General features: G+C 59.3%; 22 protein-coding genes. 10 read left to right on the top strand and 12 right to left on the bottom strand.

The window, feature by feature from the left end:
* Positions 1-144 precede the first annotated feature (144 nt).
* From ACYZTM_RS19985 to mreB, 6 genes are all read right to left on the bottom strand, one after another.
* Positions 145-3,948 carry a YhdP family protein gene (locus tag ACYZTM_RS19985; RefSeq protein WP_461984234.1) on the bottom strand — a complete coding sequence of 1,268 codons (3,804 nt, stop codon included), beginning with the start codon at positions 3,946-3,948 and terminating at the stop codon, positions 145-147.
* A 75-nt stretch (positions 3,949-4,023) separates the two neighbouring features.
* Positions 4,024-5,481 carry a ribonuclease G gene (gene rng / locus ACYZTM_RS19980; protein WP_131061223.1) on the bottom strand — a complete coding sequence of 486 codons (1,458 nt, stop codon included), beginning with the start codon at positions 5,479-5,481 and terminating at the stop codon, positions 4,024-4,026.
* Between the two features lie 57 nt (positions 5,482-5,538).
* Positions 5,539-6,135 carry a Maf family protein gene (locus ACYZTM_RS19975; protein ID WP_461984232.1) on the bottom strand — a complete coding sequence of 199 codons (597 nt, stop codon included), beginning with the start codon at positions 6,133-6,135 and terminating at the stop codon, positions 5,539-5,541.
* Between the two features lie 43 nt (positions 6,136-6,178).
* Positions 6,179-6,670 carry a rod shape-determining protein MreD gene (gene mreD / locus ACYZTM_RS19970; RefSeq protein WP_109627971.1) on the bottom strand — a complete coding sequence of 164 codons (492 nt, stop codon included), beginning with the start codon at positions 6,668-6,670 and terminating at the stop codon, positions 6,179-6,181.
* Positions 6,670-7,824 (bottom strand): rod shape-determining protein MreC, encoded by a 1,155-nt coding sequence (mreC, locus tag ACYZTM_RS19965; RefSeq protein ID WP_131061225.1) that lies wholly within the window; start codon positions 7,822-7,824, stop codon positions 6,670-6,672. The genes mreD and mreC overlap by 1 nt, the downstream gene beginning before the upstream one ends.
* A 141-nt stretch (positions 7,825-7,965) precedes the next feature.
* Positions 7,966-9,003, bottom strand: coding sequence for a rod shape-determining protein MreB (gene mreB, locus ACYZTM_RS19960; protein WP_002555108.1), 1,038 nt, complete (start codon positions 9,001-9,003; stop codon positions 7,966-7,968).
* Positions 9,004-9,213: 210 nt separating this feature from the next.
* Between mreB and gatC the strand changes: the two genes are divergently transcribed.
* The 6 genes from gatC (at position 9,214) to ACYZTM_RS19930 (ending at position 14,574) form a co-directional block, all read left to right on the top strand.
* A complete protein-coding gene (gene gatC, locus ACYZTM_RS19955; protein ID WP_007901429.1) occupies positions 9,214-9,501 on the top strand; it encodes an Asp-tRNA(Asn)/Glu-tRNA(Gln) amidotransferase subunit GatC in 288 nt (95 codons plus the stop codon).
* 16 nt (positions 9,502-9,517) lie between these two features.
* A complete protein-coding gene (gene gatA, locus ACYZTM_RS19950; protein WP_131061226.1) occupies positions 9,518-10,969 on the top strand; it encodes an Asp-tRNA(Asn)/Glu-tRNA(Gln) amidotransferase subunit GatA in 1,452 nt (483 codons plus the stop codon).
* Positions 10,970-11,118: 149 nt separating this feature from the next.
* A complete protein-coding gene (gene gatB / locus ACYZTM_RS19945; protein ID WP_131061227.1) occupies positions 11,119-12,564 on the top strand; it encodes an Asp-tRNA(Asn)/Glu-tRNA(Gln) amidotransferase subunit GatB in 1,446 nt (481 codons plus the stop codon).
* Between the two features lie 149 nt (positions 12,565-12,713).
* Positions 12,714-13,088, top strand: a complete 375-nt coding sequence (locus tag ACYZTM_RS19940) for a septal ring lytic transglycosylase RlpA family protein (RefSeq protein ID WP_131061228.1) — start codon at positions 12,714-12,716, stop codon at positions 13,086-13,088.
* 50 nt (positions 13,089-13,138) lie between these two features.
* Positions 13,139-14,197 (top strand): calcium/sodium antiporter, encoded by a 1,059-nt coding sequence (locus ACYZTM_RS19935; protein WP_131061229.1) that lies wholly within the window; start codon positions 13,139-13,141, stop codon positions 14,195-14,197.
* Positions 14,194-14,574, top strand: coding sequence for a carboxymuconolactone decarboxylase family protein (locus ACYZTM_RS19930; RefSeq protein WP_095129461.1), 381 nt, complete (start codon positions 14,194-14,196; stop codon positions 14,572-14,574). Before ACYZTM_RS19935 ends, ACYZTM_RS19930 begins: the two co-directional genes overlap by 4 nt.
* A gap of 134 nt (positions 14,575-14,708) precedes the next feature.
* Here the strand turns inward: ACYZTM_RS19930 and ACYZTM_RS19925 are convergent, their stop codons facing one another.
* The gene (locus ACYZTM_RS19925) at positions 14,709-15,650 is read right to left on the bottom strand and encodes an AEC family transporter (RefSeq protein WP_461984229.1); all 942 of its coding nucleotides are present in this window, start codon (positions 15,648-15,650) and stop codon (positions 14,709-14,711) included.
* A gap of 246 nt (positions 15,651-15,896) precedes the next feature.
* Here ACYZTM_RS19925 and ACYZTM_RS19920 point away from each other — a divergent pair, with 246 nt between their 5' ends.
* Entirely contained in the window at positions 15,897-16,415 is a 519-nt protein-coding gene (locus tag ACYZTM_RS19920) for a hypothetical protein (protein ID WP_461984226.1), read from the top strand.
* A 219-nt stretch (positions 16,416-16,634) separates the two neighbouring features.
* On the opposite strand, the gene garD is transcribed toward ACYZTM_RS19920, so the two are convergent.
* The 4 genes from garD to kdgD all read right to left on the bottom strand — a co-directional run bounded on the left by garD (position 16,635) and on the right by kdgD (position 22,143).
* Positions 16,635-18,188 (bottom strand): galactarate dehydratase, encoded by a 1,554-nt coding sequence (gene garD / locus ACYZTM_RS19915; protein WP_461984224.1) that lies wholly within the window; start codon positions 18,186-18,188, stop codon positions 16,635-16,637.
* Positions 18,189-18,199: 11 nt separating this feature from the next.
* Positions 18,200-19,672 (bottom strand): MFS transporter, encoded by a 1,473-nt coding sequence (locus tag ACYZTM_RS19910; protein ID WP_461984222.1) that lies wholly within the window; start codon positions 19,670-19,672, stop codon positions 18,200-18,202.
* Positions 19,673-19,724: 52 nt separating this feature from the next.
* A complete protein-coding gene (locus tag ACYZTM_RS19905; RefSeq protein WP_461984220.1) occupies positions 19,725-21,170 on the bottom strand; it encodes an aldehyde dehydrogenase family protein in 1,446 nt (481 codons plus the stop codon).
* A gap of 61 nt (positions 21,171-21,231) precedes the next feature.
* Positions 21,232-22,143, bottom strand: coding sequence for a 5-dehydro-4-deoxyglucarate dehydratase (gene kdgD / locus ACYZTM_RS19900; protein WP_461984218.1), 912 nt, complete (start codon positions 22,141-22,143; stop codon positions 21,232-21,234).
* 235 nt (positions 22,144-22,378) lie between these two features.
* Here kdgD and ACYZTM_RS19895 point away from each other — a divergent pair, with 235 nt between their 5' ends.
* Positions 22,379-23,674, top strand: coding sequence for a phospholipase (locus ACYZTM_RS19895; RefSeq protein WP_461984216.1), 1,296 nt, complete (start codon positions 22,379-22,381; stop codon positions 23,672-23,674).
* A 14-nt stretch (positions 23,675-23,688) separates the two neighbouring features.
* Positions 23,689-23,880: a hypothetical protein gene (locus tag ACYZTM_RS19890; protein WP_131063125.1), complete on the top strand. Its 192-nt coding sequence runs from the start codon at positions 23,689-23,691 to the stop codon at positions 23,878-23,880.
* Positions 23,881-23,906: 26 nt separating this feature from the next.
* Here ACYZTM_RS19890 and ACYZTM_RS19885 read toward each other — a convergent pair whose 3' ends face one another.
* The gene (locus tag ACYZTM_RS19885) at positions 23,907-24,176 is read right to left on the bottom strand and encodes a hypothetical protein (RefSeq protein WP_461984214.1); all 270 of its coding nucleotides are present in this window, start codon (positions 24,174-24,176) and stop codon (positions 23,907-23,909) included.
* On the opposite strand from ACYZTM_RS19885, the gene ACYZTM_RS19880 reads away from it, so the two are divergent.
* A complete protein-coding gene (locus tag ACYZTM_RS19880; protein WP_461984212.1) occupies positions 24,175-24,522 on the top strand; it encodes a hypothetical protein in 348 nt (115 codons plus the stop codon). The two genes, ACYZTM_RS19885 and ACYZTM_RS19880, sit on opposite strands and share 2 nt — an antisense overlap.
* The last annotated feature ends 6 nt before the right edge of the window (positions 24,523-24,528 follow it).

The following is a 24,528-nucleotide window of genomic DNA, read 5'->3' as shown; positions in this document are numbered from 1 at the left end:
TTTTCCTTATCGGGAATCAACACATCCCTGTAGGAGCGAGCGGTGCGTCGGTTCGCGGGCAAGTCGGATCGCCGCACCGCTCGCTCCTACAGGAATCAGGGGCGAAGCATCAGACCCCAGGACCATGCTACTCCATCGGCGTGGTCAAAAAGGCTTGTCGAAGGTGATTTTCGGCTCTTTCCAAGGGCCTTTGACGGTGTATTTGACGCTGGCGAAGCGTGCCACGCGGTCACCGATCAGCTTGTCGATCAGGAACAGCGCGCCGCCGATGGCCGGGGCGCCGACAATCAGCGCGGCAATCGGCAGGTTGTTGGTCACCGGCAACGTCACCAGCAGTTTCGCGTCAACCTGATCGGCCACCAGATTCAGGGTACCGTTGAGTTCAATGTTGCTCGACGGGCCAGTCAGCAGGATCGGCTCTTTCGTCACATAAACCCCGTTGGTCGCGGCCAGCAGACCTTTGACCCGGTCATAACTCAAGCCTTTGCCGAACAGGTCGGAGAAGTCCAGGCGCAGACGGCGACCGATGGAATTGAAGTTGAGCAGGCCGAATACCCGCAGGGCCTGAGCGCTGCCCTCGACTTCAACGAACTGGCCTTTATTCAAAGAGGCATCGAGCGTACCGGAGAAACGTTTGGTGGCCAGCCACGCGGGTGAACCCGGCCAGCGACCGTCGACATCCATATGAAACTCTTCACTGGTGACGCTTGGCGCAAAGCCCCAGCCCTTCAGCACGTCAGCGAGGTTCTTGCCGCTGATCCGCCCTTTGTACCAACTGCTGGAGCTGCCGGGCATGCCTTCCCAGCCGCCAGTGCCCTGCAACAGCATGCCCTTGAGGCCCAGGTCCAGTGTATTGAGCGCAATACCCTTGGCGGTCGGACGGATTTTCAGGTACCAGGCGCCTACGAGATCCTGCCCCTGGAACAGCTGATTGATGGTGATATCCAGCGCCGGAATCTTGGTCGGATCGACTGAAGCCAGCGGATCCGGTGAGTTCTCGTCGGCCAGGACCGTAGGGTCCGGTGCCGGCAACCGCACGGATTGCAGATTGATCGCAATCGGCGCGCCTTTCGCATCAGGGATGCTCGCGCTGCCCTTGACCTGCTGACTGTCGAGTTGCAAGGCCCACGCCGCGGCTTTGCGGTTCAACTGCACCGATGCCTGATCGAGCGTCGTGCCGATACCGCTGAGCTTGCCGACCTTGAGGTCCGCCCTGCTGAGCAACTGCTTGGCACTGCCACCCGGATCCTGGCCGGCGTACTTGTCCAACAGATCCTTCCACGGGCCGATATCCAGTTCCGACAGCACGCCGCGCACTCGCAGCCCTTTGGCACCGGACAGCACGGCACTGCCGCCGCCCAGGAACAACTCGCCACGACCGTCGGCAAAATTGCCGGCCGGCGCCGCAAACGTGAAGTCTGCCAGCTCACCATAGTTGACCCAGTAGCGTCGTTCCGGTCCCTGTAGGGTCATGCGGAACGTGGTGTCGCGGCCCGCATCTGCGGTCATGCCGAACGGCGCCGGCAAATCGATCGCCACGCCTTTGAGGCTGGAACTGACCATCAACTGGCTGTCGGCGCCATCCAGGCTCAATTGCAGCTGATACGGAATCACGCCGGACACCGGCAGTGGCTGGGTGACGCTCAACCAATCCGTGAGTTTCTTGACCTCGACCTGACCGGATGCAGTGACGCGGGTCTTGAGGTTGCCTGCGCTGCCATCGGCAAATATCTGCGCGGTGACCGGTTTGTCGAAGGCGCGCGCGGTGATGTTCTTTCCGCTCAAACCCTTGGCGCTGTCGAAGCGGAAGTCACCCTTGAGTTGCGTCAGCTCCAGGGAGGGCTCGGCCAGCTTCAAACGCGCCTTGGCGGTCTTGAAGTCGACAAGAATCTTCGGCTGCTCACCTTTGACCAGCGGAACATCCAGCTTCAGCTTGCCTTGCAAATCACCCTCGCCTTCCCATCCGGCAAAAGTTTCAGCGGTGCCGATCGGCGCTTCCTGGAGAATCTTCAGGCCATCACCTAACTCACCGGAGAACCCGCCGTCGAGGAACAGGTGAACACTCTGCCCTTCCGGCGCATGGGGAATATTGACGTAAATGTCGCGAACCTGAGTATCGAGCAACTGGCCTTTGCTCGCCAGGACCCGCACGCCGCTGTCCTCAACAAACACGTCACCGGTAACTTTGCTGACATGCGGCCAACCCGGCTGGAACGCCAGTTCGGCATCGTGAACCTTGAAGAACAGGCTGATGCTGCGCGCAGTGTCGGCGGCGCCATGGTTCAGCGAGCCCTGGTACTGGAAGAAGCCTTGGTCCACCGCGCCTTTGAGAATGGCCGTGCGCAGCCATTCGTCCAGCGCCGGGCTGAGCATGGTCGGCAGGTACTTGGCGGTGTAGCGACCGTCGCCGTCCACCAGGCCGACCCGCAGGTCCATGTAGTCTTCCTGGGTGTGGTCGAAATGCAGGCGGATCAGGAAGTCACCGGCAATCTTGCCCTCCTCGCCCAGCACCTTCAGGTACGGCGCGATCAGGGTGAAGCTTTCTTTGTCGAGCTTCCAGGTCAGCCGGGCGTTGGCCTGGATGTATTGCCATGGCTTGGCGAAAATCGGGTCCAGGTGCAGGACGAAGTCCTTGCTGTCCATCCGCAATTCGCCTTGACCGAGGTCACCGCTGATGCTGCCGCTGACGTTGCGTGCTGCCGGAGCGCCGTGATAGGCATCGAAGCCGACCTGATCGAGGTTGGCGGCAAAGCTGAACTTGCTGTCATCGGTGGCATTGGGCCGCAGATCGATCAGCACGTTGCGCAGCCCGCCGGTCACCTTGAGTCGCTCGACCGCCGTGGCAACGCCTTCGGGCAGGGGCCCCAAGGCGTTGATCAGCGGGGTGAGCGGTGTGAGATCGAGGCGGTCGGCTTGCAAGTGCCAGAGTTCTTCAGCCTTGTCGGTGGCGGCGGTCTGTCGGAGTTGCAGGTGTGATTCCCAACGGGTCTCGCCAAAGTTCATGGCCAGGGAGTCCAGCGTCACCAGCATGCCTTCGGAGCTACGCTGGAAATAGCCATTGAGCGCCAGATTGTTGATCTGGATCGGCTTGCGTTCGGCGTAGGCACCCTTGAGTTGCGGCGCGTTCAAGCGAATGGCGCCGCTTTGCAGTACGCCCTTGCCCCAATTCACCCAGAGTTCGCCTCCGGCCTTGAGCTCGGAGAAATTCCACTGCCGGGTCACGCGCTCGGGCAGCCATTTCGACCAGTCGCTTTGCGGCAGGCTCAGGTAGGCTTCGGCCTCGCCGTCCTTCCACTGGCTGGCGCGCAGACGGGTGCGCAGGGTCATGGCCACTGGCTGGCCGTCGGGCAGGGTCAAACGGGCATCGAGGCGTTGACGGGAGACGCCGGTTTTCAGGTTCAGGCCAACGTAGGTCAGGGTCAGCGGTGGATGGTCCAGTGGCTGCAAGGTCACCTGGCTGTCAATCACCGACAGTTGCCGGACCATTTGCATGCGATTGAGTAGCTGCTCCGGATCCAGCGGCTGGTCCTGTTGCACCGGCAACCCTTCCAGCGCCCAATGTCCGTCCGCGCCTTCCTTGAGGCTGATCTTCAGGCCGTTGAGCTCCAGGTGAGCGATGCGAACGTCGCGAGCCAGCAGGCTTTCCCAAAGGTCCGGCACCGCTCGTACCTGATCCAGGTGCAGGGCGTTGGCGCCCTCGCCGACTGTCACATCGTGCGCCAGCAAAATCGGCGCGAAACCGCTCCAGTTACCTTCCAGCTTGCCGATCAGCAGCGGCATGCCCAAGGCGGCGCTGGCTTTGGTTTCGACGTCGGCACGGTATTCGGCCACCAGAGGCGTCAGCTCCCGGCCGAGGCTGACGTACAACGCCATCAACACCAAGACCAACGCGCACAGGCCAAGACCCCAGCGGGTCAGTGCGGCCAAAATGCGTGTCAGACGTTCCATGTCAGTTGGCTCCCATAGCGAAAATACTGCAAAAAGCTGAGGCCAGCCGTTCTAGTAAGGGTGAAACACCGCGATTCAGAGCAGCACCACGTCGTATTGTTCCTGGGAATACATGGTTTCCACCTGGAACCGAATGGTGCGTCCGATAAATCCTTCAAGCTCGGCGACATTACCCGACTCTTCATCAAGCAACCGGTCGACGACTTTCTGGTTCGCCAATACACGATAGCCTTCCGCTTGATAGGCACGCGCCTCGCGGAGGATTTCGCGGAAAATCTCGTAGCAGACCGTTTCCGGCGTCTTCAGCTTGCCGCGGCCCTGACAGCTGCTGCACGGCTCGCACAGCACTTGTTCGAGGCTTTCTCGGGTGCGCTTGCGCGTCATCTGCACCAGGCCCAACTCGGTGATGCCGATGATGTTGGTCTTGGCGTGATCGCGCTCCAGTTGTTTTTCCAGCGTGCGCAGGACCTGGCGCTGGTGCTCTTCGTCTTCCATGTCGATGAAGTCGATAATGATGATCCCGCCCAGATTGCGCAGGCGCAGCTGGCGGGCGATGGCGGTCGCGGCTTCGAGGTTGGTCTTGAAGATGGTTTCTTCGAGGTTGCGATGGCCGACGAACGCCCCGGTGTTGACGTCGATGGTGCTCATGGCTTCCGCCGGATCGACCACCAGATAACCGCCGGACTTGAGCGGCACTTTGCGCTCAAGGGCTTTCTGGATTTCGTCTTCGACGCCGTACAGGTCGAAAATCGGCCGCTCGCCCGGATAATGCTCAAGACGATCAGCGATTTCCGGCATCAGTTCGGCGACGAACTGCGTGGTTTTCTGGAAGGTTTCCCTGGAGTCGATGCGGATCTTCTCGATCTTCGGGCTCACCAGGTCGCGCAATGTGCGCAGCGCAAGGCCGAGGTCTTCATAGATCACACTCGGTGCGCCGATGGTTTTGATCTGTTCGTTGATCTGGTCCCAGAGACGGCGCAGGTAGCGGATGTCCATGAGGATTTCATCGGCACCGGCCCCTTCGGCGGCGGTACGCAGAATGAAACCGCCCGCCTCTTTGATGCCTTCTTTGGCCACGCAATCGGTGACGACTTGCTTGAGACGTTCGCGTTCGGCTTCGTCTTCAATCTTCAGCGAAATGCCGACGTGAGCCGTACGCGGCATGTACACCAGATAGCGGGAAGGAATCGACAACTGAGTGGTCAGGCGTGCTCCTTTGGAGCCGATCGGGTCCTTGGTGACCTGGACCACCAGGCTCTGGCCTTCGTGGACCAGCGCGCTGATGCTCTCCACCGTAGGGCCTTCACGCAGGGAAATTTCCGAGGCATGAATGAACGCGGCGCGGTCCAGACCGATATCGACGAAGGCCGCCTGCATGCCCGGCAATACCCGCACGACCTTGCCTTTATAGATGTTGCCGACGATCCCGCGTTTTTGCGTGCGCTCGACGTGGACCTCTTGCAGGACACCGTTTTCGACCACCGCCACGCGCGATTCCATCGGCGTGATGTTGATCAGGATCTCTTCACTCATGGCAGGGTCTCGTTCAGGCATGTTCACGATAATGGCCGCATCTTGTCAGTACGACGCTCAGCGCGCGTTAAGGGTTTGCCAACAGGGTATGCCGAAATGGCCGAGCAGCTCAGCGGTTTCGCACAGCGGCAGTCCGACCACCGCCGAGTAGCTTCCAATCAGCTGGGCGACAAACACCGCGCCCAGTCCTTGAATGCCATAGCCACCCGCCTTGTCCCGGGGTTCGCCACTGGCCCAGTAAGCCGCCGCTTCATCGCGAGCGATGTTGCGAAAGCGCACCAGACTGCGCACCACCCGGGACTCACAACGCTCGCCGTCAAGCACTGCAATGGCGGTCAGCACTTCATGCTCTTGCCCCGCCAACATCATAAGCATGGCGCACGCGTCAGCTTCGTCCACCGGTTTGCCGAGAATTTTCCCGTTGAGTACCACAGCGGTGTCGGCGCCCAGCACGCAAAAATCGGCGGCGGACACGACCGTGCCGCGCCCGGCCTCGGCCTTGCCGCGCGCGAGGCGCTCGACATAGGCCGACGGGGATTCTTGAGCTAAAGGGGTTTCATCGATGTCCGCGCTGATCGCGCAGAACGGCACGCCGATCTGCGTGAGCAGTTCACGCCGACGCGGTGAGCCTGAGGCGAGGTAAAGCACTTTCATCTAGACATCTCCCTGTCGAGGTATTGGCAGATGCCTGACCGAATTAATTGATCTTGTAGCGTCGACGCAAACCGCGCAAACCGTAGCTGATCCAAGGCCAGAGCAAGGCGCTGACCAAGGCCGGCAGCACTAGCGCCAGGGTTGGCTGACGGTTGCCGGTCAAGGCGCTCAGCCAGAGTTGAACAAGCTGCGCGAGGCCGAAGATCACCAGGATCACCAGGCTCTGTTGCCACATCGGGAACATGCGCAGGCGCTGTTGCAACGACAGCACCAGAAAGGTGATCAGGCACAGAATCAACGCGTTCTGGCCCAGTAATGTGCCGTAGAGCACGTCTTCGGCCAGGCCCAGGCACCAGGCGGTGACCATCCCGACTTTCTGCGGCAAGTACAACGCCCAGAAAGCCAGCAGCAAGGCCAGCCACAGCGGACGGAGGATTTCCATGAATTGCGGCAGCGGCGAAACGCTGAGCAGCAGGCCAATGGCAAACGTCAGCCAGATCATCCAGCCATTTCGGGATGCGGTAGCACCGACCATTATTCTCGTCCCCCAGTGGAAGCCGGTGCGGAGACAGGCGGTTTGGCGGCAGGCTTCACCGCAGCCGGTTGAGCGGCTGGCGGTTTGGTTGCGGCAGGTTGCGATGCTGGCGGCTTGGCGGCTGCGGGATGTGCAGGTTTGGCCGGGGTAGTCGCCGGTGCCGGTGCCGGTGCCGCTGGAGTTGCAGCGGGCGCTGCGGCTGCGGCTGCGGCGGGCACCACGACGGTGGCAGGCACTGGTTTTGGAACGGTCGCCGGAATGATCGGCCCACCACCGTGCTGGTCCAGCGCTTCTTGCGCCTGGGCAGCGTCGTTGGCCCGCTCTTCGGCGGTGCGGCCGTCAGTGAACACCAGCAGCAAGTAACGGCTGCGGTTCAACGCGGCGGTCGGCACAGCACGCACAATGGCAAACGGCTGGCCGGAATCGTGGATCACTTCCTTGACCGTCGCCACCGGATACCCGGCCGGGAACCGCTGACCGAGGCCGGAACTGACCAGCAGATCACCTTCCTTGATATCAGCCGTATCAGCGACGTGACGCAATTCCAGGCGTTCCGGGTTGCCGGTGCCACTGGCAATCGCCCGCAGCCCGTTGCGGTTTACCTGCACCGGAATGCTGTGGGTGGTGTCAGTCAACAGCAGCACGCGGGAGGTGTACGGCATCAACTCGACCACCTGGCCCATCAGGCCGCGGGCATCGAGCACCGGCTGACCGAGGACCACACCGTCGCGCTCACCTTTGTTGATGATGATGCGATGGGTGAACGGGTTGGGGTCCATGCCGATCAACTCGGCCACTTCGACCTTCTCGTTGACCAGCGCAGAGGAATTGAGCAACTCGCGCAGCCGAACGTTCTGCTCGGTGAGGGCGGCAAGCTTTTGCATGCGGCCCTGCAACAGCAGGTTTTCGGTCTTGAGTTTTTCGTTTTCGGCGACAAGCTCGGTACGGCTGCCGAATTGGCTGGCCACACCCTGCCATAGCCGCTGCGGCAGGTCGGTGATCCAGTAAGACTGCATCAGCACCAGCGACATCTGGCTACGCACTGGCTTGAGCAGTGTGAAGCGGGCATCGACCACCATCAGCGCGACCGATAGCACGACCAGCACCAACAAGCGCACGCCCAGTGAAGGCCCTTTGGTGAAAAGCGGTTTAATAAGCCGCTCCTCCCAGGCAATTGTTTTCTTTATTCATACGGCATCAAACCGGCCTGGATGCAGAGTGACAGAAGATAAACGCCAACAGGCAGCACTGCAAAGTGCTGCCTGCGCGCCACAGCATAGATGCAACCAGCGAGATCACTCGCTTGAAAGCAGGTCCATGGTGTGTTTATCCATCATTTCCAATGCACGGCCACCGCCGCGAGCAACGCAGGTCAGCGGATCTTCGGCAACGATCACCGGCAGACCTGTTTCCTGGGCCAGCAACTTGTCGAGGTCACGCAGCAAGGCGCCACCACCGGTCAGTACCAGGCCACGTTCGGCGATATCGGAAGCCAGTTCCGGAGGCGATTGCTCCAGCGCACTTTTCACGGCCTGAACGATGGTGGCCAGGGACTCTTGCAGAGCTTCCAGCACTTCATTGGAGTTCAGGGTGAAGGCACGTGGAACGCCTTCGGCCAGGTTACGGCCACGAACGTCGACTTCACGAACTTCGCCGCCCGGGTAGGCCGTACCGATTTCCTGCTTGATGCGCTCAGCGGTGGATTCACCGATCAGGCTGCCGTAGTTGCGACGCACGTAGGTGATGATCGCTTCGTCGAAGCGGTCGCCGCCAACCCGTACGGATTCGGCGTAAACCACACCGTTCAGGGAGATCAGTGCGATTTCAGTGGTACCGCCACCGATATCGACGACCATCGAACCGCGTGCTTCTTCAACCGGCAGGCCGGCACCGATCGCAGCAGCCATTGGCTCTTCGATCAGGAACACTTCGCGAGCACCGGCGCCAAGGGCCGATTCACGGATGGCACGACGCTCAACCTGGGTGGATTTGCACGGAACGCAGATCAGCACCCGCGGGCTAGGCTGCAGGAAGCTGTTTTCGTGAACCTTGTTGATAAAGTATTGCAGCATCTTTTCGCAGACGCTGAAGTCGGCAATGACGCCGTCCTTCATCGGACGAATGGCAGCAATGTTGCCCGGCGTACGGCCGAGCATGCGCTTCGCCTCGGTGCCGACAGCAACGACACTTTTCTGGTTACCGTGTGTCCGAATAGCCACAACCGATGGCTCATTCAGGACGATACCGCGCTCGCGCACGTAAATAAGGGTGTTGGCAGTGCCCAGGTCAATGGAAAGATCGCTGGAAAACATGCCACGCAGTTTCTTGAACATGGGAAAGGGACCCTAGGCAACGCGTGGGTAAAAAAGTGCGGCAAACTCTAACAACGACAGGGATTTTGGGCAAGGCGCCAATATGTTAAATTGGCCGCTTTTCTGTGCACCAACCCCCACAATCGCGGCCTTATGACCGTAGAAATGCGGTAGTGTTCCGACAATCTAACACACGGACGCCGTCCGTTCTGTTTTCCACTGGAGATTCCCATGGCGCTTGAACGCTCCGACGTGGAAAAAATCGCTCATTTGGCCTGTCTTGGCCTCAATGATGCCGATCTTCCACACATCACTTCGGCCCTGAACAGCATTCTGGGGCTGGTTGACGAAATGCAGGCGGTCAATACCGACGGTATCGAGCCGCTCGCCCACCCACTGGAAGCCAGCCAGCGCCTGCGTGCAGACGTCGTGACCGAGACCAATCATCGCGAGGCCTATCAGTCCATCGCACCAGCGGTCGAAAACGGCCTGTACCTGGTTCCGAAAGTCATCGACTAAAGGGAAAGAGCCTGCAATGCATCAATTGACTCTGGCCGAGATCGCCCGCGGACTCGCCGATAAAAAGTTTTCTTCCGAAGAGCTGACCAAAACTCTGCTGGCGCGTATCGCCCAGCTCGATCCTCAGCTCAACAGCTTCATCAGCCTCACCGAAGACCTGGCGCTCCAGCAGGCGAAAGCCGCTGACGCACGCCGTGCCAAGGGTGAGAGCGGCGCCCTGCTCGGCGCGCCGATCGCGCACAAAGACTTGTTCTGCACTCAGGGCATCCGCACCAGCTGCGGTTCGAAGATGCTCGACAACTTTAAAGCACCGTACGACGCCACTGTCGTTGCCAAGCTGGCCACCGCCGGGGCCGTGACCCTGGGCAAGACCAACATGGACGAATTCGCCATGGGTTCGGCCAACGAATCGAGCTACTACGGCCCGGTGAAAAACCCGTGGAACCTGGAACACGTACCGGGCGGTTCGTCCGGCGGTTCGGCGGCTGCGGTTGCCGCACGCCTGCTGCCTGCGGCCACCGGCACCGACACGGGCGGCTCGATCCGACAGCCCGCCGCACTGACCAACCTCACCGGCCTGAAACCGACGTACGGTCGCGTTTCGCGCTGGGGCATGATCGCCTACGCCTCCAGCCTCGATCAGGGCGGCCCTCTGGCCCGCACCGCCGAAGACTGCGCGATCCTGCTGCAAGGCATGGCCGGTTTCGACCCGCAGGATTCCACCAGCATCGACGAGCCCGTGCCTGATTACAGCGCCGGCCTCAACGGTTCGCTGCAAGGTCTGCGCATCGGCGTGCCGAAGGAATACTTCAGCGCCGGCCTGGACCCGCGCATCGCCGACCTGGTCATGGCCAGTGTCGAAGAGCTGAAAAAGCTTGGCGCCGTAATCAAGGAAATCAGCCTGCCGAACATGCAGCATGCGATTCCTGCGTACTACGTGATCGCCCCGGCGGAAGCCTCGTCCAATCTGTCGCGTTTCGACGGCGTGCGCTTCGGCCATCGCTGCGAAGATCCGAAGAATCTGGAAGACCTGTACAAGCGTTCCCGTGGCGAAGGTTTCGGCCCGGAAGTGCAGCGCCGGATCATGGTCGGTGCCTACGCGCTGTCGGCCGGTTACTACGATGCTTATTACCTGAAGGCGCAGAAGATTCGTCGCTTGATCAAGAACGACTTCATGGCGGCCTTCAATGAGGTCGACATCATCCTCGGCCCAACCACGCCGAACCCGGCCTGGAAGCTCGGCGCCAAGAACAGCGACCCGGTTGCTGCGTACCTGGAAGACGTCTACACCATCACCGCCAACCTCGCGGGCCTGCCGGGCTTGTCCATGCCAGCCGGTTTTGTCGATGGTCTGCCGGTCGGCGTGCAACTGCTCGCCCCGTATTTCCAGGAAGGCCGCCTGTTGAACGTTGCCCATCAGTATCAGTTACACACTGACTGGCACACCCGCACCCCACAGGGGTTTTGAAACTGCTGCGCTCGGTAATGCAGCGTTGAAAACTGGCTCGTAATGCTCATTGACTAAAGTCAACTCCGCTTACTCGCCAGTTTTCGCCTTGCCTTACCTTCGCTCGCGACGTTTCAAAATCCCCTGTTTAGGCTTCTGAGGAGAAACACATGCAATGGGAAGTCGTGATCGGGCTGGAGATTCACACCCAGCTCACCACCCGGTCGAAAATCTTTTCCGGTAGCTCCACCACTTTCGGTTCCGAGCCGAACACCCAGGCCAGCCTGGTTGACCTCGGCATGCCCGGCGTATTGCCGGTGCTGAACCAGGAAGCGGTGCGCATGGCGGTGATGTTCGGCCTGGCCATCGATGCCGAAATCGGCCAGCACAACGTGTTCGCCCGTAAGAACTATTTTTACCCGGACCTGCCGAAGGGCTACCAGATCAGCCAGATGGAATTGCCGATCGTCGGCAAGGGCCACCTGGACATCGCCATGGAAGACGGCACGATCAAACGTGTCGGCGTCACCCGTGCGCACCTGGAAGAAGACGCCGGCAAAAGCCTGCACGAAGAGTTCAACGGTGCCACCGGCATCGACCTGAACCGTGCCGGTACGCCGCTGCTGGAAATCGTTTCCGAGCCGGACATGCGCAGCGCCAAGGAAGCCGTGGCCTACGTCAAGACCATCCACGCGCTGGTGCGTTACCTCGGCATCTGCGACGGCAACATGGCCGAAGGCTCGCTGCGTTGCGACTGCAACGTGTCGATCCGTCCGAAGGGCCAGGCTGAATATGGCACCCGCTGCGAGATCAAGAACGTCAACTCGTTCCGCTTCATCGAGAAGGCGATCAACAGCGAAGTGCGCCGTCAGATCGAGCTGATCGAAGACGGCGGCAAGGTGATCCAGCAGACTCGCCTGTACGATCCGAACAAGGACGAAACCCGTCCGATGCGCAGCAAAGAGGAAGCCAACGACTACCGTTACTTCCCCGATCCGGACCTGCTGCCAGTGGTCATCGAGGACTCGTTCCTCGACGACGTGCGCGCCACCCTGCCGGAATTGCCACCGCAGAAACGCGAGCGCTTCCAGGCGCAATTCGGTCTGTCGGTGTATGACGCCAGCGTCCTGGCCACCAGCCGCGAGCAAGCCGATTACTTCGAGAAAGTCGTGAGCATCAGCGGCGACGCCAAGCTGGCGGCCAACTGGGTCATGGTTGAATTGGGCAGCCTGCTGAACAAGCAAGGCGTGGAAATCGACCAGTCGCCGGTCTCGGCCGAGCAACTGGGCGGCATGCTGCTGCGCATCAAGGACAACACCATCTCCGGCAAAATCGCCAAGGTCGTGTTCGAAGCGATGGCCAACGGCGAAGGTAGCGCGGACGAGATCATCGACAAGCGCGGCCTGAAGCAAGTGACCGACAGCGGCGCGATCTCCGCGGTGCTGGACGACATGCTGGCGGCCAACGCCGAGCAGGTCGAGCAATACCGTGCGGCAGACGAAGCCAAACGCGGCAAGATGTTCGGCTTCTTCGTCGGACAGGCCATGAAAGCCTCCAAAGGCAAGGCCAACCCGCAACAGGTCAACGAACTGCTGAAAAGCAAGCTCGAAGGCTGATGAGCGTTGAGCCAGATCCCAAGCCTGGCTCAAATCCCTGTGGGAGCGGGCTTGCTCGCGAAGGCGGTATTACAGCCAACAGTTAAGTTGAATGTGATGGCCTCTTCGCGAGCAAGCCCGCTCCCACATTCGTATGTGGGAACCTTTGAATGAAGCGTCTACTGGGTGCCTGCGCCCTGCTCTCTTTGCTGGCCGGTTGCGCCAGCACCGATGCCATCGATCCACACGGCTATGACAAGACCGGCGTTGCCTCGTATTACGGCGCCAAACACCAAGGTAAACGCACCGCCAGTGGCGAGGTTTTCAACAAGAATTCCCTGACCGCCGCCCACCGCCAGTTGCCGTTCGGCACGCGGGTGAAGGTCACCAATCTGAACAACGACAAGTCCTGCGTGGTCCGTATCAACGATCGCGGGCCGCACACCCGTGGACGCCTGATTGATCTTTCACACGAGGCCGCCGAACAACTGGGTATGCTCCGTAGCGGGACTGCGCGTGTTCGCGTGCAAGCCATCGACGATTAACAGACGGAGCCCCGACCATTTTCGGACTTGCCGATTTACCCCTGATCAGCGTGATTGAGTTGCTCGGCGGCCTGCTGTTGCTGATCGCCGGTGCCGAGCTGATGGTCCGTGGCGCCGTGCGCTTGGCTGCGCGCTTGCAAGTGCGGCCGCTGATCATCGGCCTGACCATCGTCGCCTTGGGCAGCAGCGCACCGCAAATGGCGGTCAGCCTGCAAGCCACCCTGGCGCAAAACGCCGACATCGCCGTCGGCAGCGTGATCGGCAGCAGCATCTTCAACATCCTCGTCACCCTCGGGCTCTCGGCGCTGATCATTCCGTTGCGGGTTTCCCGCCAACTGGTGCGCCTGGATATTCCGCTGATGATCGGCGCCAGCCTGCTGGTGTTTGTATTGGCGTGGAATGAAGAGCTGAACCGCGTGGACGGCATGATTCTGCTGGCCGCACTGGCGCTGTATCTGGGCTTGCTGCTGCGCCAGTCGCGGAACTCGACCCGTCCGCCCTCCCATGATGAAACACACCAGGTGCCGTGGTTCAGCAGCTTGCTGATGATCGTCGCCGGACTGGCGATGCTGGTCTACGCCGGCCACTTGTTGCTGGGCGCCGCCGTGGCGGTCGCGACCGATCTGGGGCTGTCGGAGCGGATCATCGGCCTGACCATCGTCGCCATCAGCACGTCCCTGCCGGAACTGGCCACTTCATTGATCGCCGCATTGCGCGGTCAACGGGACATTGCCGTGGGCAACGTGATCGGCAGCAACCTGTTCAACCTTTTGGGCGTGCTCGGCCTGACCGCGCTCGTCGCACCCTCGCCGCTGTCGGTCTCGCCCAATGCCCTGGATTTCGACTTGCCGGTGATGCTCGGTGTCGCGATGCTGTGCCTGCCGCTGTTCTACACCGGTTACCGGGTGACCCGCGCCGAAGGTCTGCTGTTTTTGGGACTGTATCTCGCTTACGGTCTGCACGTGGTGTCGTTCACTACCGGCATGCCACTGGCCGGCAAGCTTGAACACCTGATGCTGTTTTTCGTCCTGCCGGCGCTGGTGGCCTATCTGCTGTTCACATCACTGCGCGCCTGGCGTCGCCAACACCACAAGAGGGAAATGCCATGACCGACAATAAGAAGCCTGGCGTTGAAGTCCGCCGCCAAGTGATGGGCGATGCGTTCGTCGACCGCGCGCTGGGCAATGCCACCGAGTTCACCCAGCCGTTGCAGGACTTCGTCAATGAACACGCGTGGGGCGGTGTGTGGAATCGCGAAGGTCTGCCGCTGAAAACCCGCAGCCTGATCACCCTCGCCGCGCTGACCGCGTTGAAGTGCCCGCAGGAACTGAAAGGTCACGTGCGCGGTGCGCTGAACAACGGCTGCACCGTGGAAGAGATTCGTGAGGCGCTGCTGCATTGCGCGGTGTATGCCGGTGTGCCGGCGGCGATCGATGCGTTTCGCGCGGCGCAGGAAGTGATCGACACCTATCAGAAGCCTGAGTAAGAGGGTCTATCGCCTTCGCGGGCAAGCCTCGCTCCTACAAGTCCGAGTCGTAAATATTTCCCCCGCACGACACGGACCTGTAGGAGCGAGGCTTGCCCGCGAAGGCGATTTAAAGAACACAAAAAAATCTGACGTTAAATCCACCCACCCCACTGCAACAAAAAAATCCCGATGTTGGTGGTGACCGCCGCCATCAACGTGGTGATGACGATGATCGCCGCCGCCAGTTCATGATTGCCATCCGCCTGACGGGCCATGACAAAACTGGCCGCCGCCGTCGGGCTGCCGAAGTACAGAAACAGAATCCCCAACTCCGCCCCGCGAAAGCCCCATAGCCACGCCCCCAGCGTCGCCAGCACCGGCAGGCCGATCATCTTCACCAGGCTTGAACTCAGCGCCATCGAGCCGCTTTTGCGCATCGCTGCCAGCGACAACGTGCCACCGATGCAAATCAGCGCCAATGGCAACGTGGTTTGTGCCAGGTACTGACCGGATGTCTCCAGCCATCCCGGCAAGCCGATCTTGAAATAGGCAAACGGTGCCGCCACAAACACGCTGATGATCAGCGGGTTGACCATCACGCTTTTGCAGATGCTCCACGGATCGGACTTGATCACCGGGCTGTACACCGCCAGCACAATGGTCGAGAGCGTGTTGTAAAACAGGATCACCAACGCCGCGAGAATCGCCCCGAGGGAAATCCCGTAGTCGCCGTACATGCTCGCCGCCAATGCGAGGCCAATGACGCCGTTGTTGCCGCGAAATGCACCCTGGGTGTAGATCCCCCGGTCTTCGCGCGGGCACTTCCAGATCGCCCAGCCCCAGGCGATGGCGAAACCCACCAGGGTGGCGAGCGAGAAATAGATCAGCAGCGCCGGTTGCAGCGCGGCGTGCAGGTCGGCATGCAGGATGCCCAGAAACAGCAACGCCGGCATGGTGACGTTGAACACCAGGGCCGAGGCGGTGTGGATGAAGTTGTCGTTGATCCAGTTGATGCGTTTGAGCACCACACCCAGAAACAGCATGGCAAACACCGGCGCGGTGATGTTCAGGGTTTCGAGGAAGATAGCCAGCATGCCGGGGGTAACCTTGGGTGAGCGTCGTTAGGGGGCTAATGATAAGCGACTGGGGACGTTTGCGTGTAGAGAACGACTTCGCGGGCAAGGCCACGTCCTGCTCTGATTTTCTCTAAACACATTCGTTTAGCACAGGTCATCTGCTCATGACCGTTCGTCGCTACTGTCAGATCTGACAGTAGCCAACTCTCTGTCGCCAGTACTAAATAACTCCGCAACCTAAAACAATTCACAGGAGTTACAAACATGTCAGTTCAATCATCAGGCGATAAATTTTCAGACGCTTCAAAAACCGGCGCTGTCTTAGCTAATAACGAGGAGGACTTCGAAAAGGAAAGTTTCCAGTCCTTTAAAACAAATGAAACAGTGACATTTAATAGCAAACTAACCGTTACTATCGAAGCTCAACCGAGCGAACCCAGTTCGGGGATAGTTGCTACCAACGAGCCTGACTTCGACAGGAAATGTCTATTTCTGCCAAAGGGCTCCAGAATGTTGCTTTCATTTGAAGGACTGGCACAAGATGTAAATTTCCAGATCAAAACAACTAAAAGCGACGATCCTTATAGTGCCTATATAGTTGCACTTAAGGGAGAAACTGTCATATCTGCCACCCCTATCACATCCGACGACGAAGTGCAGAAATTCACAATATCGCAAGCTGACCATATATTTTTCCGCGGCTCTCACATGAAGGATTCAGTGACCGATATTGACCTTCACTTGGATAATATTGAGTGGTCTACATCCAGTAATAAGGTCTGACGCACCTGCAAGGAAGCCCAAAAACCACAGCACCAAAACTTGATCGACAAGGCATTTTCGGTGCCAAACGTAAGTTTTACAAAGCCGTCTTCCATTACTACAGACAACTAGTAATCACTGTAGCAATGGAAAACGGTATTGTTACGCATCACCTAACGATGAACTCTACTTGAGTGTTCGAATGCCGAACCGCTCCTATCACGGGTCAACCATACAATCTCAGGTAATTGGCGCCGGATTAAACAGGGTGATGTCGTTATGCAGTTTGTGCTGCTCCGCCCCCGTCTGTTTCTTGCCGCTGGCCACGTCCAGATAGTAGTGAAACAACTCCCACCCAAGGTCTTCAATCGAAGCCCGCCCGGTCGCAATCCGCCCGGCATCAATGTCGATCAGGTCCGGCCAGCGCTGCGCCAGCTCGGTCCGGGTCGACACCTTCACCACCGGCGCCATCGCCAACCCATAAGGCGTACCACGCCCGGTGGTGAACACATGCAGGTTCATCCCCGCTGCCAATTGCAACGTCCCGCAGACAAAATCACTGGCCGGGGTCGCACAGAAAATCAGCCCTTTGCGCTTGAAACGCTCGCCAGGGCCCAGTACCCCATTGATCGCGCTGCTGCCGGATTTGACGATTGAGCCCAGGGACTTCTCGACAATATTCGACAGACCGCCCTTCTTGTTCCCCGGCGTGGTGTTGGCGCTACGATCCGCTTCACCCTTGGCCAGGTAGCGGTCGTACCAGTCCATTTCCCGCACCAGTTCCTGAGCCACTTCCTCGGTTTCCGCACGGGACGTCAGCAGGTAAATGGCGTCGCGCACTTCGGTGACTTCGGAAAACATCACCGTCGCGCCCGCCCGCAGCAACAGATCCGAGGCATAACCCAGCGCCGGGTTGGCGGTTATGCCGGAAAACGCATCGCTGCCGCCGCACTGCATGCCGAGAATCAGCTCGGACGCCGGCACCGTTTCCCGGCGACGCTGATCGAGCTTCTTCAAACGGGTCTCGGCCAACGCCATGATCTGCTCGATCATCTCAGTGAAACCGTGACTGGAATCCTGCAAGCGGTACAGCCACGGATCGCTCAAATCCACCGAGCTGTCGTTCTCGTGCATCACCTGCCCGGCCTGCAATTTCTCGCAGCCGAGGCTGATCACCAACGCTTCGCCACCCAGATTCGGATTACGCGCCAGGTTGCGCACGGTACGGATCGGGATGTACGCGTCAGTCGCAGTAATCGCCACGCCACAGCCGTAACTGTGGGTCAGCGCGACCACGTCATCGACGTTCGGGTAATTGGGCAGCAACTCGTCCTTGATGCGCTGGACCGCATGATCGAGCACGCCAGTGACGCACTGAACCGTCGTGGTAATCCCCAGAATGTTGCGCGTGCCGACGGTGCCGTCGGCGTTGCGATAACCCTCGAACGTAAAGCCTTCCAGCGGTGCCTGCGCCGCCGGCACTTCGGTGGACAGCGGCAAGTTATCCAGCGGTGGCGCGGTGGGCATGCGCAGTTGATCTTCCTTGACCCAGCTGCCGCGCGGAATCGGCTGCAACGCGTAGCCAATGGTCTGGCCGTAACGAATCACCTGGCCGCCCTCGGGAATGTCTTCCAGGGTGACCTTGTGGCTCTGTGGCACGAAGTCCAGGGTCACCAGACCGTCCGCAAATTTGGTGCCGGCGGGCACGCCCTGGTCGTTGACCACGACCACTACGTTGTCCCGCGCGTGCAGGCGGATGTAGCGCGGCGAGTCGGAATGTTCAATCAACTGCATGACGCCGCTCCTCAAGAATGCGCTTGTGACAATTTGCTATTGGTTTCAGGCCCACTGACTGGCGGCTCTTTGAGGACCACACGTTTGATCGGACCGACGATCACCAGATAGCTGAACACCGCCACCAGTGCGTTGCAGCCGACAAACACCAGCGCCCATTTGAACGAACCGGTGGAGCTGATGATGTAACCGATCACGATTGGCGTGGTGATCGAAGCAATGTTGCCGAAGGTGTTGAATAAGCCACCGCTGAGACCGGCGATCTGTTTTGGCGAGGTGTCGGACACCACGGCCCAACCCAACGCACCCACGCCTTTGCCGAAGAAGGCCAGGGCCATGAAGCCAACGACCATCCATTCAACATCGACATAGTTGCACGCCACGATGCTGCTGGAGACCAGCAAACCAGCGATGATCGGCGCCTTGCGGGCGAAGGTCAGAGAATGCCCTTTGCGCAGCAGGTAATCGGAAATCACCCCGCCGAGCACACCACCGATGAAGCCGCAGATCGCCGGCAACGAGGCAATGAAACCGGCCTTGAGGATGGTCATGCCGCGTTCCTGCACCAGGTACACCGGGAACCAGGTCAGGAAGAAGTAGGTGATGCCGTTGATGCAGTATTGGCCAAGGTACACGCCGAGCATCATGCGGTTGGTCAGCAACTGGCGGATGTAGTCCCACTTCGGACCGTCGGCCTTGGCGCCTTTGCCTTTGTCCTGATCCATGTCGACCATGCCGCCGTTGTCGGCGATGTGTTTGAACTCGGCGTCATTGATCATCGGGTGCTGACGCGGGCTGTAGATCACCTTCAGCCAGATACCCGAGAAGACGATACCGATCACGCCCATGACGATGAACACGTGCTGCCAGCCGAAGCTATAAACGATCCAGCCCATCAGCGGTGCAAACAACACGGTGGCAAAGTATTGCGCCGAGTTGAAGATCGCCGAAGCCGTACCGCGCTCTGCCGTCGGGAACCAGGCCGCAACGATGCGCGCGTTACCGGGGAAGGATGGCACTTCGGCCAGGCCCACCAGAAAGCGCAGCATGAACAGCGCAACCACCGCCGTGGACATGCCGAACTCACCGACATAACCCTGCAGCACGGTGAACAGCGACCAGGTGAAGATGCTCAGCGCGTAGATTTTTTTCGAACCAAAACGGTCCAGCAGCCAGCCACCGGGAATTTGCCCGGCCACGTAGGCCCAACCGAATGCAGAGAAGATGTAACCGAGGGTGACCGCGTCGATGCCGAGGTCTTTTTGCAGGCTGGAGCCTGCGATGGCGATAGTGGCCCGGTCGGCGTAGTTGATCGTGGTCACCAGAAACAGCATGAGCAGGATCAAATAGCGGACGTGAGTCGGCTTCTGGGTCGATTGCATATAGATGTACTCCCACTGATTATTTTTATGCGGGTAATAACGGTGTTGTTTTTTGTGGGAGCTGGCCTGCCAGCGATACGGGCACATCGGTATGTCAGTCACACCGCGGTGATGCCATCGCTGGCAGGCCAGCTCCCACAGGTATTGCGGTGTATCAGGAACCGATGTAAGAGGTTTTCATCACGGTGTAGAACTCTTGTGCATAGCGACCTTGCTCACGTGATCCATAGGATGAACCTTTACGCCCACCGAATGGAACGTGGTAATCCACGCCCGCCGTCGGCAGGTTGACCATCACCATCCCGGCCTGGGAGTGGCGCTTGAAGTGGTTGGCGTACTTCAACGATGTGGTGGCGATGCCCGCGGACAGACCGAATTCGGTGTCGTTGGCCATGGCCAGCGCGGCCTCGTAATCCGCGACGCGAACGACGTTGGCGACCGGGCCGAAAATCTCTTCACGGCTGATGCGCATCGCGGCTTCGCTGTCGGCAAACAGGGTTGGCGCGAGGTAGTAGCCCTCGGTATCGCAGGTCACCAGACCGCCGCCGCTGACCAGACGTGCACCTTCGGACTGGCCGATGTCGATGTACTTCATGTCCTGTTCAAGCTGAGCCTGTGAAACCACCGGACCAATGTCGGTGCCGGTTTTCAGCGCGTGACCGACCTTGATCGACTTCATGCGCTCGGCCACGGCGTCAACGAACGTGTCGTGAATCCCGGCGGTGACGATGAAGCGGCTCGACGCCGTGCAACGCTGGCCGGTGGAGTAGAACGCGCTCTGTACCGACAACTCGACCGCTTGTTTCAGGTCGGCGTCGTCGAGAATGATCTGCGGGTTCTTGCCACCCATTTCCAGCTGAACCTTGGCCTGGCGCGACACGCAGCTGACCGCGATCTGACGACCGACACCGACGGAACCGGTGAAGCTGATGCCGTCGACTTTCGGGCTCTGCACCAGTGCATCGCCAACCACACGACCGCTGCCCATCACCAGGTTGAACACGCCGGCCGGGAAGCCTGCGCGGGAGATGATTTCGGCCAGCGCCCAGGCGCAACCCGGCACCAGATCAGCCGGTTTCAGCACGACGCAGTTGCCGTAGGCCAGAGCCGGGGCGATTTTCCACGCAGGGATCGCGATCGGGAAGTTCCACGGCGTGATCAAACCGACCACACCCAGCGCTTCGCGAGTCACTTCGACGTTCACACCCGGACGCACCGACGGCAAGTAGTCGCCGGACAAGCGCAGGCATTCACCGGCGAAAAACTTGAAGATGTTACCGGCGCGGGTCACTTCGCCGATGGCTTCGGGCAGGGTCTTGCCCTCTTCCCTGGCCAGCAAGGTGCCGAGTTCTTCGCGGCGGGCGAGGATTTCAGTGCCGACTTTATCCAGTGAATCGTGGCGAGCCTGAATGCCCGAAGTGGACCAGGCCGGGAACGCCGCGCGTGCGGCGTCGATGGCGGCGTGGACCTGGGCCAGATCAGCCTTGGCGTAATCGCCGATGGTATCGGTCAGTTCAGACGGGTTGATGTTGGCGCAGTAATCACTGCCCGCTACCCATTCGCCGTTGATGTAGTTATCAAAACGCTTTGTATCAGCCACTGGGAAAATCTCCTCACGCAAAAAGCCGCTGATTGCTCAGCGGCCTCGGTTTTGTCGGGTTTTACTGCGCACCTTGCTTGTCGATCAGCGCGGCCAGAGCTTCGTACTCTTCTGGCAGCAGATCGGTCAGCGGTGCACGCACAGGACCTGCGTCATAGCCGGCAATTTTTGCCCCGGCCTTGACGATGCTCACCGCGTAACCGGCTTTGCGGTTACGGATGTCCAGGTACGGCAGGAAGAAGTCGTCGATGATCTTGCCAACGGTGGCGTGATCTTCGCGGGCAATGGCGTGGTAGAAATCCATCGCGGTTTTCGGGATGAAGTTGAACACCGCCGAGGAGTAAACCGGCACACCCAAGGCCTTGTAGGCAGCGGCGTACACTTCAGCGGTCGGCAAACCGCCCAGATAGCTAAAGCGATCTGCGAGGCGGCGACGGATCGACACCATCAACTCGATATCACCCAGGCCATCCTTGTAGCCAATCAGGTTCGGGCAGCGCTCGGCCAAGCGCTCCAGCAACGGAGCGGTCAGGCGGCAGACGTTGCGGTTGTAGACCACCACGCCGATTTTCACCGATTTGCACACGGCTTCAACGTGGGCGGCAACGCCGTCCTGGCTGGCCTCGGTCAGGTAGTGCGGCAGCAGCAACAGGCCTTTGGCGCCCAGACGCTCGGCTTCCTGTGCATATTCGATGGCTTGACGAGTCGAACCGCCCACGCCGGCCAGAATCGGCACGCTGGTTTCGCAGGTGTCGACGGCAGTCTTGATGATTTCCGAGTATTCGCTGGCCGCCAGAGAGAAGAACTCACCGGTGCCGCCCGCAGCGAACAATGCCGTGGCGCCGTATGGGGCCAGCCATTCGAGACGCTTGATGTAGCCAGCGCGATGGAAATCGCCCTGGGCATTGAAATCGGTGACCGGGAAAGACAGCAGGCCGGAAGAGAGGATGGACTTCAGTTCTTGTGGATTCATTATTCGAAAATCCTGGGAAGCGACATTTGTGTGAGAAAAGCATTTAGCCTACGGCCGAGTTATAGGTCATCGTACAACTTCAATAATAACCGTCAACTGCATTTCATCGGTGTGCCCGGAATTTGTGTCGGAAAGGGATTTTCTTGACGTAGGAGATTTCTCGCCTAAGCTCCGAATAGCTGTATATATGTACAGTTATTTCGAATCGTACCGACGACATATCAAGGAGCTAGAAATGTCAGGTCTACACACTCAACCGCAGAAAAAACCCAAGCAGATCATCGCGAACCTGGATGATCTTTTTACCGAAAACGGAATCGCCATCACCGCCGACAGTTCGCTGATGCTGCAGATCGCCGAACATAAAGACGCACACTCTAACGCTCCGCCCGGCAAAGCCATGAAAGGCAAGCCGCAGCTGAAGTTCGAGGGCGGCGAGCACACCGCCATCGGTGACAGCACGCTGCTGCGTTTCATCAAGGACGCCCCCGCTGTCCCTGCCTCGCAAGTAGCGCTTCATTTACCCAATGGACTGGCGCTGACCTATGGCCAGATCGTCGCCCTGGGCGGCGATTTTTATGGCATTCCCCATCAACCGGTCAGCGAAGGCGCCACCGCTGGCGATCGCATTCAGCGGTTTATCAATGCCTTCAACTCGCTGGCCGTACTGCCTGCCTCCAATGCAGAGGCGAAGCTGATTCTCGGCGTCATGCAGAAGGAAATCGCCGCCGTTAAACAGGCGATCAAGGATGGAAAACAACCTCACGAGGCATATGACGCACTCGGAGATACGTTGTCCGAAGAGTGGAACAAAATCACCGGCGGCGGCAGTTTCGTCTCGGCGCTGTTTCCATTGGGACGCTATCTGAAACTGGCCGCCAACAATGCCGATCACTTCGCCGAGTGGGCGCTGCTGGCGTATATCGCCGGGCATGCCGCGGCGCTGCAACAAGCGGTAAAGGCTCACAGCAGCGGCGATGAAAAGCAGCTGGAACTGGCCTACGCGATGAACGCGTTTGCCGATCACTACCTGACCGATCTGTTTTCTGCCGGCCATTTGCGAGTGCCGCGTAAACAGCTCGCAGCGGTGGTAACGCCAAGTGATCTGGGCTCGTTGATTACCCGTTTCATGCACGACGAAGACAGCAAGTTCGGCCTCAATGTGCGCAACGGCAACGGCGATCAATGGCGCGCGTATGGCGACAAACGCTACTTCGACGCCATCGACAGCGCCAATCGCGTCCAGGTGAATCAGGCGGTTCAGGTGTCGGCGGATGAAGTGTTTGCGGCGTATCTCAGTGGCACAGTGCAGGCACCCGGCAACTTCGGCGCCTTGAAAAAGACGCCGGATCTGCAAGCCGTGCAGAATCTGGCGAACAACTTTTCACCGCTGTTCCGGGTAGAAGGCAGCAAAGTGCTGCGGCGCAAGGACGTCAACAACCTGAACGACACCGCCACTGTCGATGACTGGTGGGGCTGGAGCACTTACTTGCTGCTCAAGGACTACAAACCCACTGGCAACGTGGCCTGATAAGGAGATCGATGATGACTATCAAATTGAAGCTGGAATTGCCTTCGGGACAATCGCTGAAGGGTGCGCCGTTGGAATTGTTGTCCATGGGTGTGTCGATTGCTCGGGGGGTTGTGGATAAGCATGGAAGGGTGACGTTCGATGTTAAATCTGTGACGACTGAGTTGGCCGTGCGAGTGGATCGCTCGATTCTGAAGACTGGCTGAAGCCGATGGCCCCATCGCGAGCAGGCTCACTCCCACAAGGGATCTTCGGTGAACACATTATTTGTGGGCGCCATTGACCCAATGTGGGAGCGAGCCTGCTCGCGATGGCATTTCCCCTGAGGCAGCTGATTGATCAGATAGCCGCTGACCGTTTGTCGGAACTGTAATTTCTGACAGTAGCCCAGCGATTGCCAATGCAGCCTAAATGGTTCCGGAGTTAACAAACCGGCTCCGTCAGCGAAGCTTTCCACCTCGCGCCTTTCAAACGGTTTGATTGTTAAAAGGATTTTGATCATGACTGCGCAAGAGAAAACTATGCCTGCACCTGTCCTTAAAGAAGCCAACAATGATGTTCTTTACGTTGGCAAGCTGACAGGTCCCGCGCACGGCGAGGTTACGCCGCACGGAGATATGACTGTAGGCGATAAGGTCGAATTTACGGTACAGACCTCAACTGGAAACCACTGGAGTGGTACGAAACGGGTGGAGCCCGTCCCTTTGGTAATGGTGTTTGCGGTCCCGAAAGAGACCTTTGAAAAAGGTCTGGTGCCAGATGCCACTGCCAAGCTGCGATACAGAGTAACCAGCGCCTCGGGTAATCAGGCTGATTCCATTGATCTGGTTGTTCAACTAAAACCATAAACCACA

It is taken from the genome of Pseudomonas sp. MDT2-39-1 (assembly GCF_054898085.1).
Note: the sequence above shows the minus strand (reverse complement) of the source record. Positions and strands in the feature narration are given on the sequence as shown.